Raw genomic sequence first — 13,617 nt, 5'->3', positions numbered from 1 at the left:
GCCCGAGGAGACCCAATGACCAGCGCCCCGAAAGCAAAGCCGAAAGCGCGCGATGCCGACGCGACACAGAAGCGGATTCTCTCCGCCGCCAAGAAGGAGTTCGCCAAGAGCGGCCTCGGCGGCGCGCGCGTCGATGTGATCGCCGAACGCGCCAAAGCCAACAAGCGCATGATCTACCACTATTTCAACTCCAAGGAGGAGTTGTTCCAGCGGGTCCTCGAAGACGCTTACAGCGACATCCGCACCGCCGAGCAGAAGCTCGACCTCGATCACATGGACCCGAAAGCGGCGCTCGAAACGCTCGTCAGATTCACTTGGGACTACTATCTGAAGAACCCGGAATTCATCACGCTGGTCAACAGCGAGAACCTCCACAAGGCCAAGCACCTCAAGAAATCCGAACTGGTCCACCAGTTGAGCCAGCGTTTCCTCGACATGGTCGCCCGGCTGCTCGAACGCGGCGAAAAGGAGGGCGTCTTCCGCTCCGGCATCGATGCGGTCCAGCTCAACATCACCATCGCGGCGATCGGCTACTACTATCTCACCAACCGCTTCACCGGCACGATCATCTACGAACGCGACCTGATGAGCCCGGAAGCCCTCGACGAGCGACTGCGGTTCAACATGGAAACGATCATGCGACTTGTCTGCGCCGATTGACCTCGTTAGTCCGGGAAGCGATGCTCCACACACCCGGTCGCGGATGCGACGCTTGAGCGAGGAATGAGTTGACCGCTTCGATTGTTATTCTCGGCGTCTTCGTCGCCGATGCCTGTTTTCGCGCCGACCGTCCGCCGAACATGGGCGAAACGCTGCTCGGCAACAGTTTCGCGCTCGGCCCCGGCGGCAAGGGGTCGAACCAGGCCGTGGCTACCGCGCGCGCCGGGGGCGACGCGCGCTTCCTGACCAGGCTCGGCCGCGACACCTTCGCCGAAATGGCGCTGAAGACCTGGGCGGATGCCGGCGTCACGCCGGTCATCACGCAGCATGACGACGCCTATACCGGCGCGGCCTATATCTTCGTCGAGGAAGCCACCGGCGACAATGCGATCATCATCTGTCCCGGCGTCGCGCAAACGATCTCGCCGGCCGATATCGATGCCTGGTCGCACGAGATTTCCTCGGCGCGCGTGTTCATGACCCAGCTCGAACAGCCCATGGACGCGGCCTTCCACGCCCTGCGCATGGCGCGCGAGGCAAGCACCACGACGATCCTCAATCCGGCCCCGGCCGCCAGCCTGCCGGATGGCATGCTGGGCTATTGCGACTATGTCACGCCGAACGAGACCGAGGCGGAAGGCCTGACCGGGATCGCCGTGACGTCGCTCGACGACGCCCGCCGCGCCGCCGACGGCCTGATGGCGGCCGGCGCGCGCGCAGCCATCATCACGCTCGGCGCACGCGGCGCGCTCTATCACGACGGCGAACGCTCGGTGCATGTTCCGGCATTCGACGCGGGACCTGTCCACGAGACGACGGGTGCCGGCGACGCCTTCAACGGCGCGTTCGCAACGGCCCTGGCGCGAGGCGATGATCCGGTCGACGCCGTGCGGTTCGGATCGGCGGCGGCAGGCCTGTCCGTTACACGGCCCGGCGCGGCCAATTCCATGCCGATGCGCGAAGAGATCGAGGCGCTGCTGGCGCGCTAGCGCCGGCTCAGGGTTCGAGGATCGTCGATCCCGTCGTCTTCCTGGCTTCGAGCGCGCGGTGTGCCTCGCCTGCCTGCTCGAGCGGGAACCGCTGATCGACCCGGACATGGATGTCGCCGGCGACCACCTTGTCGAAGACATGGCGCGCCATCGCCTGGCATGTATCGGCGTCGGCGATATGGGTGAAAAGCGTCGACCGGGTGAGCTTCAGAGATCCCTTCGCGGCGAGATCGAGCAGGCTGACCGGCGGCACGGGTCCCGAAGCGTTACCGAACGAGATCATCATGCCGAGCGGCCGCAGGCAGTCGAGCGAATCGGCAAACGTGTCCTTGCCCACGCCGTCCATAACGACATCGACACCACGCCCGCCGGTCAGTTCGCGCACCCGTTCCTTGAAATCCTCGGTGCGGTAGTTGATGCAGTGGCTCGCGCCGTTTTCGAGCGCCATTCGGCATTTCTCCTCCGAGCCCGCAGTGCCGATCAGCGTGATCCCTTCCGATTTCGCCCACTGGCAGGCAATCGTGCCGACCCCGCCGGCAGCTGCGTGGAACAGAACCGTGTCGCCGGCGGAAAGCGGTGTCGTGCGGTGGAACATGTACTCCACCGTCATCCCCTTCAACATCAGCGCGGCGGCATCCTCGAAAGTGACGCCATCGGGAAGCGGACAAACATGCGATGCGGGCATGATGCGTGCATCGCAATAGGCACCGGGCGGCTGCGCGGCATAGGCGGCGCGGTCGCCGGGCTTGAGATGCTCCACACCCGCGCCCACTGCCTCGACCGTGCCCGCGCCCTCCATGCCGATCGCCGCCGGTAACTCCATCGGGTAAAGCCCGGTACGATGATAGACGTCGATGAAGTTGACCCCGCAGGCCGCGTGCCTGATCAGGATTTCGCCGGGCCCCGGCTCACCCAGTTCCCGCTCGACGAGTTTCAGCTTCTCCGGTCCGCCGGTTTCCTCGATGACGATCGTCCTGGCTTTCATGCCGATCTCCTCCAAATTGAATGTTGCGGGGAAACTAGCGGATTTCCCGCCCGGAGAAAGCCCGGAAGCTTTTTCTTGCCGCTCACCCGTTCCCCTTCGTAAAACATGGCCCTGAAACCGCTGCGGTCGATGGCGGGTCAAGCACGGCGGGAAGCCCATGGAACCTTTCATTTTCAACACGACGAAATCGCTCGTCTTCCGGCCCGGCGCGGCGGCGGAACTGGCTCAAATCGCCGGGAGCCTTGTCGGCGGGACATGCCTGTTCGTCACCGATCCCGGTTTGCGCGGGCTCGGCCTGTGCGACCCGGCCATCGCCTCGCTCGAGAAAGCCGGCATCAAGGTGACGATCTTCGACCGGGTGGAGGCCGATCCGAGCCTTTCGACCCTCATGGACGCCGTCAAGGCGGGGCGCGAGAATGGCGTCACGGGCGTTGTCGGTTTCGGCGGCGGGTCGTCGCTCGACATCGCCAAGCTTTCCGCCCTTCTGCTCGGCTCGGGCGAAGAGATCGACGGCGCATGGGGCGTCGGCAATGCGAAGGGCCCTCGCCTGCCGCTGGTGCTCGTGCCGACCACCGCCGGCACCGGATCGGAGGTTACGCCGGTCTCCATCATCACCGTCGGCGCGGAGGAAAAGCGGGGCGTCTCCTCCCCCGTCATCCTGCCCGACATTGCCGTGCTCGACGCCGACCTGACGCTCGGCCTGCCACCCGCAATCACCGCGGCAACGGGCGTCGACGCCATGGTCCACGCCATCGAGGCCTATGCCTCGAAGAGCGCCAACAACAATCCCCTGTCGAAGCTTCTGGCCCGCGAGGCGCTGCGCCTGCTCGGCGCAAACATCGAAACGGCGGTATCGAACGGCCGCAATGTCGAAGCGCGCGGCGCGATGCTTCTCGGCTCGATGCTCGCCGGTCAGGCCTTCGCGAATTCGCCGGTCGCCGCCGTCCATGCGCTGGCCTATCCGATCGGCGGCACGTTCCATGTTCCGCACGGCCTGTCCAACGCGCTTGTGCTGCCGCATGTGCTGCGCTTCAACGCGCCCGCCGCCGCGTCGCTCTATGCCGAGATCGCCCATGACGCCTTTCCGCATCTGGACCGGGAGACCGGCGACCAGGCGCTGTGCGCCGATTTCATCGAGGAACTTGCCGGCCTGTCGAAACGGCTCGGCATGCAGGCGCGTCTGCGCGAGGTTTCGATACCGGAGGATGCCCTGCCCAGGATGGCCGCCGATGCGATGCTGCAGCAGCGCCTGCTGGTCAACAACCCGCGCGAACTGTCCGAGGCGGACGCGCTCACGATCTACAAGGCGGCATGGTGATGAGCGACCGCCCGACCCCATCCACGCGCGGCGACTACCGGGAATTCCGCACTATCCACACCCGCTGGATGGACAACGACATGTATGGCCACATGAACAATGTGGTTCACTACTCGCTGTTCGACACGGCGGTGAATGGCTGGCTGATTGAAAACGGCGTGCTCGATCCGCATGCCGGCGAGACTATCGGCCTGGTCGTCGAAACCGGCTGCCGTTATTTCGCGGAGATGGCGTTTCCCGACATCGTGACGGCGGGCATCCGCGTCGCGCGGCTCGGTACGAGTTCCGTACGCTACGAAATAGGCCTTTTCCGCAATGACGAAGACACGGCCTCGGCGGAAGGTTTCTTCGTCCATGTCTATGTCGATGCCGCCACCCGCAGACCCGCGCCCGTCGATGACGCACGTCGCGAGGTGCTTGCCCGGCTTGTGCCGAACGCCTGAAACCTATAGCGGAGAACGGGTTACCGCGCCCGCATAGTCCACGGCCCCGTACCCGCCACACTGAGCGGAAAGCCGGACCGGCCGCGACGACGATGCGCCGGCAACGCCCCTGACAAAAACAAAACAAACTGGAAACACATCAGATGGCCGAAGAGAGACTATATCGCGCACCGGATGGCGGCCTGCCGCCGCAATCCGCATTGATGACCGGACGCGCGGTCTTTTCGGATGCCTATGCCGTCATCCCGCGCGGTGTCATGAGCAGCATCGTGACAAGCAAACTGCCGTTCTGGGACAAGACCGAAGTCTGGATTCTCGCGCGCCCGCTCAGCGGCTTCGCCGAGACCTTCGCGCAATATCTGGTCCAGACGCAGCCAGGTGGCGGAAGCAAGACGCCGGAACCCGATCCCGGTGCCGAGGCGGTGCTGTTCGTTCTCGATGGGGAACTGTCTCTCACGATCGAGGGACAGGAGCACGCGTTGACCGACGGCGGTTATGCCTACCTGCCCGCCGGATGCCGCTGGAGCGTGGTCAACCGGGGCAGCGAACCCGTCAACTTTCACTGGATCAGGAAGTCCTACGAAGCGGTGGATGGGCTGGACGCGCCGGAACCGTTCGTCGCCAACGACAAGGATATCGATGTCGAGCCGATGCCCGGGGCGAAAGGCGCATGGGGAACCACACGCTTCGTCGATCCGGAAGATCTGCGCCACGACATGCACGTCAACATCGTCACCATTCGCCCCGGCGGCGTGATCCCCTTCGAGGAAACCCATGTCATGGAGCACGGCCTCTATGTGCTGGAGGGAAAGGCCGTCTACAAGCTCAACCGGGACTGGGTCGAGGTGGAGGCCGGAGACTTCATGTGGCTGCGCGCCTTCTGTCCGCAGGCCTGCTATGCCGGCGGCACGGGGCCGTTCCGCTACCTCCTCTACAAGGACGTCAACCGGCACCCGAAATTGCGTCTCTAGCGGCTCAGGCACATGTCAGCCTCGTAGACAGAGCGGGAATCGTTCGGGCGAAGCATGGCTTTCCGCCCGATTCCCTCAGCCGAGGATCATGTCCGCGGCCTTTTCGGCGATCATCGTGACGGGCGCATGCGTGTTGCCGGAGACGATGGTCGGCATGATCGATGCATCCGCGACGCGCAGTCCCGCGATCCCGTGAACCCTTAGCCGGTCATCGACAACGGCCATCGGATCGGACCCCATCCTGGCGGTTCCGACCGGGTGGAAGATCGTCGTGGCGATGTCGCCCGCGGCTCTCGCCAGATCCTCGTCACTGGATATCGCGGCGCCCGGCTTGATCTCCGACGGAGCGAAGGTGGCCATGCGACGGGTCGCCATCAGTTGGCGGGCATGGCGAATGGAATCGGCCGCCACGCGGCGGTCCGTCTGCGTCGACAGGTAATTGGGCTTGATCGCCGGCGCTTCGCGGAAATCCGCGCTCGCGACATGGCATGTCCCGCGGCTCTCCGGCCGCAGATTGCACACCGAGACGGTGATCGCCGGGAAGGCGTGCAAGGGCTCTCCGAACGCGTCGAGCGACAGTGGCTGGACGTGATATTCTATGTTCGCCGTTTCGAAGGACGGATCGGATTTCGTGAAGATGCCGAGCTGGCTCGGCGCCATCGCCATCGGCCCGGAACGCATGAGCAGATATTCGAGCCCGATCCGCGCCTGCCCGAACCGGCTCTGCGACATCTCGTTGAGCGTCCGCGCGCCCGAAATCCGGAAGATCGTGCGAATCTGCAGATGATCCTGCAGGTTTTCGCCGACGCCCGGCAATTCGTGAACAACCTCGATTCCGTGCTGCTTCAGCACGCCGGCGGGGCCAAGTCCCGAAAGCTGCAATATCTGAGGCGTTCCGATCGCGCCGGCGGCCATGACGACTTCGCGCCGGACCGCGATGCGCTTCGTTTCGCCATTCTGCGAGAAGACGAGACCGCTCACCCGTCTGCCGTCGAGGACCAGCCGTTCGACATGCGCATTCGTCTCGACGCGCAGATTGGGCCGTTTGCGCGCCGGTTCGAGAAACGCCTTGCGCGCGTTCCAGCGCACGCCGCCCTTTTGCGTCACAGGGAAATAACCGGCCCCTTCATTGTCCCCCCTGTTGAAATCCTCGGTCCGCGCGATTCCGATCTCCTCGGCCGCATCGCAAACGGCTTCCAGAATCGGCCAGTTCAGGCGCTGCTTCTCGACCCGCATTTCGCCATCGACACCATGGAAATCGTCAGCCGGGCCGTAGTGACGTTCGGACTTGCGGAACCAGGGCAGCACGTCGCCCCAGCCCCAGCCCGTATTGCCCAATTGCCGCCACTGGTCGTAGTCGCGCGCCTGGCCGCGCATGTAGATCATGCCGTTGATCGACGAGCACCCGCCGAGCAGCTTGCCGCGCGGATAATTCAGCGCACGTCCGTTCAACCCGTCTTCCGGCTGCGTCTTGTAACACCAGTCAGTGGCGGGATTGCCCATGCAATAGAGATAGCCTACCGGCACATGGACCCAGAAACGGTTGTCGGAACCGCCCGCTTCCAGCAGCAGCACCTTGTTGGCCGGATCGGCGCTCAGCCGGTTGGCCAGCACGCACCCCGCCGACCCCGCGCCGACGACAACGAAGTCATATTCGTCGACGGAAATTGCCTGGCCAACCATCGAACCTCCTCCAGATCGCAAACCGGCCAATGCAGCCTACACCGCGCGTGAACCGGAAAACCACCGCTTTTCGTCACCGCCGGAGGGCATGAAGGCGAAGGATTTTTTCCTGCCGAAACCGGCTTGCATGTGTCGGTTCACACCGGGTGCTGGGGAGTTGACAATTCTTGTAGATTTATATCTTATATAAGACATAATGATTGCATTTCCGGAGGTTCCTTCAGCCGACCATTGAGGAAAATAGGAGCTCTGCAGCACGGCGCTTCGTGACCGTCACGACGGGCAGCGCCATGCATGAGGTCACCCGATCTCGGCACCATGGCCGATGCGTCCCGACGCATCGTTTCGCGATGGGACCAGCCGATCCGGAGACCGAAGTATCTCGACATCATCAAACGGTTGCGCCGCCGAATACGGGCCGCAAGCCGTACCGCATCATGACAGGGAGGAGACTGAACCATGAAGCATAGCAAGAAGACCGGTACCGCAACGGCGTCGTCCATCAGCCGCAGGCGTTTCCTGACGCAGGGCTCATCGACGCTCTGCACGGCAGCACTCATCAGCGGCGGCGTTCTCACGTCGTCCCGGCGGGCGTGGTCGGCACCGAAGATCAAGATGCGCCTGAGCATCTCCACCAAGCGTGGCTGGCACTCGACCGACGCGGCGTTTTCGTATTTCCCGGATCTGGTCAAGGAAATGACCAACGGCGAAATGGAAATCCAGCCCTTTGCCGGCGGGTCGCTCGGCGGCGTCGATGTCCCGGGAACCGAAGGCTGCGTCAACGGTCTGTGGGAGTTCGCGACTTGCGCCGCGACCAATTTCTCCAACTTCACCAGCGCCTTCCGCGCGACGGAACTGCCCTACATCTTCCTCACGAAGGAGGACACCTACCGCGCGATCGACGGCGCGCCGGGCCAGTACATTTCCGGCGAGGTCGAGAAGGTCGGTCTGAAGCTGCTGCAGGTCCACGACTACGGGTTCCGCAACTACTTCAACAATGTCCGCCCGGTTCACACGCCGGCCGACATGAAGGGTCAGAAGGTCCGCACCTCCTACAGCCCGATCGAGATCGCGATCATCGAGTCGCAGGGCGCCAACCCGACGCCGGTGTCCTGGGCCGAGGTGATCCCGTCGCTGGCGCAGGGCGTCGTCGATGGCACGGGCAATGCCGACGATCTCATCCAGGCGTCCGGCCAGTACGAGGTTCTCAAATACGCGACCGAGACCAAGTACATGTACACCTACAACAACCTCGTCATGAACAAGGGCGCCTATGACGGCCTTCCGGCCGACTTCCAGAACGTCATCGACGAAGCCAGCCGCCAGACCGTCGCCTGGCAGCGTGAACAGGCGACCCAGGCGGTCGAAAAGGCCTGGAAGATCATGGGCGAGAAAGGCATCGAGCGCTACACGCCGACCGCCGAGGAAATGGATCTCTTCGTCAAGGCGACCAAGCCGGTTTGGGACAACAATGTGAAGGAAGGCGAGGCCGACCCGGCGCTCGTCAAACAGATCCTCGAGATGCAGGACCGTTCCATCGACGAGATTTTCAAGGGATAACAATCTCGTACACGGCGACTTCAAGGTCGGGCTTCACCGCCCGGCCTTTGAGTCGGCGACGATGAAACGCGGCCGTTGTCGGGGCGACATCCCGCCCTCCGGCCGGAAAAACGGAACGGATTTATGGGCAGTCTGACAACGGCAATCGTCGGCCTCGCCGACGTCTTCGATGCGTGGACGCGGCGTCTGATCGTCGTCCTCATGGCGGCGATCACTGTCACCGTCATCGCAAATGTCTTCTTTCGCTACGTCATCAACTTCTCGATCATCTGGTCGGAAGAGTTCAGCGTCTATTCCCTGATCTGGGCGTCTTTCCTCGGTGCGTCCGTCGCGTTTCGCGAAAAGGCGCATGTCGCCTTTACCGTCGTGGTCAGCGCCTTCGGCAGAAACAACCGCCACCGGATCACGATCCTGAACAATATCGTCGTCATCGTCTTTCTGGGGATCATGACCTATTTCGGCGCGGACCTCGCGATCTCCAACTGGGCGCAGCAAACCCCTGCCCTGCGCATCAGCAAGGGCATCCCCTACATGGCGATCCCGGTCAGCGGTGCCCTGATGATGCTGCAGGTCGCCCGCATCATCCTGCTGCAGATCCGGTCCGGTCCGCGCGATGACGATGAAATCCAGCACCATCCCGGCGAAACGCCGGCGCTTTAACCTTTCGGAGACCCGCCATGGCTTTGATGCTCGGGCTATTCGCAATCACCCTGATGGCCGGTATTCCGATCGCCGTATGCCTCGGGCTGACCAGCCTCGTGATGATCTTCATCCAGGGCTTCCCGCCGATGGTGTTCGCGCAGAAACTCTTCATCGCGCAGCAATCGTCGCTGTTGCTGGCGATCCCGCTCTTCATCCTCGCCGGCGAACTGATGCGCCCGGCCGGGATCATGGAAGAGATGCTGAAATTCATCAATCTCCTGGTCGGCCGCTTCCGCGGATCGCTGGGCTACGTGAATGTCCTGGGAAGCATGGTCTTTTCCGGGACCAGCGGCTCGGCCGTGGCGGATGCGAGCGCGACGGGGGGTATCATGATCCCGATGATATCGCGCGAATACAAGGACCCAAGCTTCGCGGCCTGCCTCACCGGCGCTTCCTCCACCGTCGGCCCGATCATTCCGCCGAGCATTCCGATGATCTTCTATGCGCTGCTCGGCAATGTCTCCGTCATCGGGCTGTTCGTTGCCGGCGTCGTTCCCGGGCTGATCATCGGGATCGGGCTGCTCGTCATGAGCGGCATCTACAGCCACCGACGCAAGCATCCGGTGACGGAGGTGAAGACCAGCTTCGCCGAACTTCGCCGCAGTTTCCTGCGCAGCCTTCCGATCCTGCTGATGCCGATCATCGTGATCGGCGGCATCGTCGGCGGCATCTTCACCGCGACAGAGGCCGCGGCGATCGCCGTCCTCTATGTTTTCCTCGCCGGTTTCCTGCTGACCCGTAAACTCAAGATATCGGACCTCGTGCCTGCCTTCATCAACACGGCCGTGCTGATGAGCGTGGTCTTCCTCATCCTGAGCACATCCACCGTCGTCGCCTTCGAACTGACCGTTCTTGGCATCCCGGATGCGGTGGCGAACTGGTTCCTCGAGTTCACCTCTAACAAATGGGTTTTCCTGATCTGCGCCACCGCGTTCTTCCTCGCGATCGGAATGATCCTGGAGCCGATCCCGGCAATGATCATGCTCGTGCCGATCTTCGAGCCGGTCGCCATGACCTACGGCCTCCATCCCATCCATTTCGGATTTGTCGTGGTGCTCAACCTGGTGATCGGGCTCCTGACCCCGCCGGTCGGCCCGACCCTCTACATCACCGGCGGCATCGCCAACGTCTCCATCGAGCGTATGTCGAAGGACATCCTGCCTTGGGTCGGCTTCCTGATCCTCGTCCTCCTGCTTACCGTCTTCGTGCCGGAAGTCGTCCTGTGGTTGCCCGGCCTGATGGGGTATGTCTGATGCCCGGGGCGGAGGAAGCATGACCGGAAAAGGCGAAGACTGGCTTGCCCTGACACAGGAAGAGGCGATCGATCCTGATCTGCCGATCTGCGATCCGCATCATCATCTGTGGAACCGCACGGACGACAACCACGCCTATCCCCGCTACCTGCTCGACGAATTGCTGCGCGACACCGCGTCCGGGCACAATATCGCCAAGACTGTCTTCATCGAGTGCGGGTCGCATTACCGGGATAGCGGGCCGGAAAACCTGCGTGCAGTCGGCGAGACCGAGTTTGTCGAGGCAATTGCGAAGGAAAGCGAACGGCGGCACGTAATCGACGGCTCGGCCATCGTTGCCGGAATCGTCGGATACGCCGAATTCAGGCAGGGCGAAGCCGTGCGGGCACTACTCGAGGCGCATCTGGAGGCAAGCCCCACGCGCTTTCGCGGCATCCGTCAGATCGCTACCTGGGACACGAATGGCGAGTTGTGGCATCGCAATCCGGTCCCACCCGGACTGCTGCTGGACGCGGACTTTCGCCGCGGTTTCGCCTGTCTCGCCGGATACGGCCTGAGCTACGAGGCGTGGCTCTATCACCATCAGCTGCCAGACCTTCTCGATCTGGCGCAGAGCTTCCCCGACACCACCATCATCCTCAACCATATCGGCGGACCGCTTGGCGTCGGCGCTTTCGCGACTTTGCGCGAAGCCGTCTTCAGCTACTGGAAACACTATATCGGCAGGCTGGCCGAATACCCGAACGTGGTGGTGAAACTCGGCGGCCTCGGCATGCCGGTCTGCGGTTTCGACTGGCACACCCGACCCGCTCCGCCCTCGTCCGGCGAACTCGCCGAAGCGATGCGGCCCTATTTCCTGTGGTGCCTTGAAACCTTCGGAACCGAACGCTGCATGTTCGAGAGCAACTTCCCCGTCGACAAGGAATCCTGTTCCTATGTGACGATCTGGAACGCCTTCAAGCGCATCGCCGAGGGTTTCTCGTCCGACGAGAAGGCCCGGCTGTTTCACGATAACGCCGTCAGAACCTACCGGCTCGATTAAAATAGTAGGAAACGCCCCGGCGGCCGCCGAGAACCGGTGGTGGCCAGGCAGAAAGGCGCGCGGGATCGCGAAGACCCCGCGCGCAAGCCATTAGGCGAAGGACCAGCGCTCCATCCAGCGCTCGCCATCAACGTCGTAGTTCGACGCCATGTCGCCATGCACGATCTTGTCCGAATTCGCGAAGACGAAGTTCGCGAACATCGGCAGGATCGAACCGCCATCCATCGTGACGAGTTCCTGCATCTCGTAATACATCGCGCGGCGCTTGTCCTCGTCGAGTTCGGCGCGCGCCGACACGAGAAGCTCGTTGAAGCGATCGTTGGACCACTTGGTTTCGTTCCAGGCCGCACCGTCGGCATAGGCTGTGGAGAAGATCTGGTCCTCGGTCGGTCGGCCGCCCCAATAGACCGCGCAGAACGGATCCTTGAGCCAGATATCCGCCCAATAGCCGTCATTCGGTACGCGGTTCACATCGATGGTGATGCCTGCCGACTTGGCCGAGTTCTGGTACAGGACCGCCGTATCCACGGCGCCCGGGAAAGCGGCATCGGCCGCGGAAAGCCGCACGCTGAGACTGTCGAGCCCGGCTTCCTTGAGGTAGAACTTCGCCTTGTCCGGATCGAACTCGATCTGCGGGAGATCCGGGTTGTGGAAGCGATAGCTCGGTCCGATCGGGTTGTCGTTGCCGACGGTGCCGTGGCCGAACAGGATCTTGTCGACGATTTCCTCGCGATTGATCGAATGCTTCAGCGCCATCCGCACATTCACGTCATCGAACGGCGCCGTGTTGGTGTGCGCGGCGAAGGTGTAATATTGCGGTCCCGCCACCGAATTGATCTCGATGCCCGGCTTGCGCCCAAGCAAACCGACCGTCTTGAGATCGAGCTTGTCGATGGAATGGACGTCACCGGAAACAAGCGCCGTGGTGCGCGCATTCAGGTCGACGATGGAGAGCATCTCGACGGCTTCAAAGAAGCCGCGCTCGTCGGTCCAGTCTTCGGTATGGCGCTCGAAGCGCGCGACGACGCCCGGATTGAACTCGACCAGCTTGTAGGGGCCGCAGCCATCCTTGGCCTGCCAGTCCACCTTGCCGTCCTTCGCGGGAAGAATCGCGAGATGGTAGTCGGTGAAGACGAAGGGGAAGTCGGCATTGCCGCTTTCGAGATCGAAGATGACCGTGTCATCGCCCTCAGTGCGGATGCCGGTGATGCCCGCAACGATCGGTGCGGCCGCGGACGTCGTATCCTCTCCGCGGTGGTGATTGATCGAAACGACGACGTCTTCGAGCGTCAGCGGCTTGCCGGAATGAAACACGACGCCCTTGCGGATCTTGAAGCTCCACGACTTCGCGTCCGGGCTCGCTTCCCAGCTTTCGGCGAGAGACGGTTCGACCGAGCCGTCGGTGCCGACGCCCGTCAGGAAGCCGTGCATGCCGTAGGAAAGCGCGACCGTGAAGCCGTTGATAAACGTGCCCGGATCGAGCGTGTCGTTGCTCTGCCCGTGGCCCTTCGCGACGCGGATCGTGCCGCCGCGTTTCTGGGCGCGCGCAGGCTGCATGCCGAGGCCCGTGGCCGCAAGGCCGGTGAGTGCCACGCCGCCGGCGAGCACCGTACGGCGCGTCGGCCCATGCTTGAGAGTTGGATTGCTTGACGTGTTCATGATTTCTCCCTGATTTCGGCGATCGAAAGATGCGGGCGGCCCGCCACGAAATGTGCGTGCCGCCTGACTTTTGTCTCGCTGCGACAGGAGGGTAGAATATTCTTGTCGCGATTGGAATGGTTTCATCCAGCCAGTCCGGCACAACCCATCCGGGTGGGACGCGCGCGCGATTTCCACCATCGATCGGAACCATATTCGAGATTTGCGTTGTCATCTGAACCGTTTGCCACAGGAATCACGTCCTTTCGCGTCGCCTCCTCCGACGAAGATCGGCGCCGCACACCGTGAAAAGCCGGAATTTTCCGGCGTATCTTGAAGCGAAGCAAATTCTGGAACTACGAGACAGTTACAT

At 62.8% G+C, this 13,617-nt stretch carries 12 protein-coding genes; 9 read left to right on the top strand and 3 right to left on the bottom strand.

Annotated elements, in window-relative coordinates:
- Positions 1-15: 15 nt before the first annotated feature.
- Positions 16-660, top strand: coding sequence for a TetR/AcrR family transcriptional regulator (locus ACQK2M_RS10305; RefSeq protein WP_425417723.1), 645 nt, complete (start codon positions 16-18; stop codon positions 658-660).
- 68 nt (positions 661-728) lie between these two features.
- Positions 729-1,649: a ribokinase gene (rbsK, locus tag ACQK2M_RS10300; protein WP_425417722.1), complete on the top strand. Its 921-nt coding sequence runs from the start codon at positions 729-731 to the stop codon at positions 1,647-1,649.
- A 7-nt stretch (positions 1,650-1,656) separates the two neighbouring features.
- On the opposite strand, the gene ACQK2M_RS10295 is transcribed toward rbsK, so the two are convergent.
- Positions 1,657-2,634: a quinone oxidoreductase family protein gene (locus ACQK2M_RS10295; RefSeq protein WP_425417721.1), complete on the bottom strand. Its 978-nt coding sequence runs from the start codon at positions 2,632-2,634 to the stop codon at positions 1,657-1,659.
- A 157-nt stretch (positions 2,635-2,791) separates the two neighbouring features.
- On the opposite strand from ACQK2M_RS10295, the gene ACQK2M_RS10290 reads away from it, so the two are divergent.
- The 3 genes from ACQK2M_RS10290 (at position 2,792) to ACQK2M_RS10280 (ending at position 5,366) form a co-directional block, all read left to right on the top strand.
- A complete protein-coding gene (locus ACQK2M_RS10290; protein ID WP_425417720.1) occupies positions 2,792-3,952 on the top strand; it encodes an iron-containing alcohol dehydrogenase in 1,161 nt (386 codons plus the stop codon).
- Entirely contained in the window at positions 3,952-4,395 is a 444-nt protein-coding gene (locus tag ACQK2M_RS10285) for an acyl-CoA thioesterase (RefSeq protein ID WP_223475554.1), read from the top strand. Before ACQK2M_RS10290 ends, ACQK2M_RS10285 begins: the two co-directional genes overlap by 1 nt.
- Before the next feature lie 143 nt (positions 4,396-4,538).
- Positions 4,539-5,366: a bifunctional allantoicase/(S)-ureidoglycine aminohydrolase gene (locus tag ACQK2M_RS10280; RefSeq protein WP_425417719.1), complete on the top strand. Its 828-nt coding sequence runs from the start codon at positions 4,539-4,541 to the stop codon at positions 5,364-5,366.
- 75 nt (positions 5,367-5,441) lie between these two features.
- On the opposite strand, the gene ACQK2M_RS10275 is transcribed toward ACQK2M_RS10280, so the two are convergent.
- On the bottom strand, positions 5,442-7,049 hold the full coding sequence (locus ACQK2M_RS10275) for a GMC family oxidoreductase (RefSeq protein WP_425417718.1): 1,608 nt from the start codon (positions 7,047-7,049) through the stop codon (positions 5,442-5,444).
- Between the two features lie 459 nt (positions 7,050-7,508).
- Between ACQK2M_RS10275 and ACQK2M_RS10270 the strand changes: the two genes are divergently transcribed.
- From ACQK2M_RS10270 to ACQK2M_RS10255, 4 genes are all read left to right on the top strand, one after another.
- Positions 7,509-8,609: a TRAP transporter substrate-binding protein gene (locus ACQK2M_RS10270; protein WP_425417717.1), complete on the top strand. Its 1,101-nt coding sequence runs from the start codon at positions 7,509-7,511 to the stop codon at positions 8,607-8,609.
- Between the two features lie 123 nt (positions 8,610-8,732).
- Entirely contained in the window at positions 8,733-9,269 is a 537-nt protein-coding gene (locus ACQK2M_RS10265) for a TRAP transporter small permease (RefSeq protein ID WP_425417716.1), read from the top strand.
- Between the two features lie 17 nt (positions 9,270-9,286).
- Entirely contained in the window at positions 9,287-10,564 is a 1,278-nt protein-coding gene (locus ACQK2M_RS10260) for a TRAP transporter large permease (RefSeq protein WP_425417715.1), read from the top strand.
- A 19-nt stretch (positions 10,565-10,583) separates the two neighbouring features.
- Positions 10,584-11,606 (top strand): amidohydrolase family protein, encoded by a 1,023-nt coding sequence (locus ACQK2M_RS10255; protein WP_425417714.1) that lies wholly within the window; start codon positions 10,584-10,586, stop codon positions 11,604-11,606.
- A 90-nt stretch (positions 11,607-11,696) separates the two neighbouring features.
- On the opposite strand, the gene ACQK2M_RS10250 is transcribed toward ACQK2M_RS10255, so the two are convergent.
- Positions 11,697-13,265: an ABC transporter substrate-binding protein gene (locus ACQK2M_RS10250; protein WP_223475561.1), complete on the bottom strand. Its 1,569-nt coding sequence runs from the start codon at positions 13,263-13,265 to the stop codon at positions 11,697-11,699.
- Positions 13,266-13,617 lie beyond the last annotated feature (352 nt).

Origin of the sequence: Oricola indica, from assembly GCF_965227485.1 — a bacterium.
Classification (GTDB): domain Bacteria; phylum Pseudomonadota; class Alphaproteobacteria; order Rhizobiales; family Rhizobiaceae; genus Oricola; species Oricola indica.
This window is presented reverse-complemented; position numbering and strand designations above follow the sequence as displayed.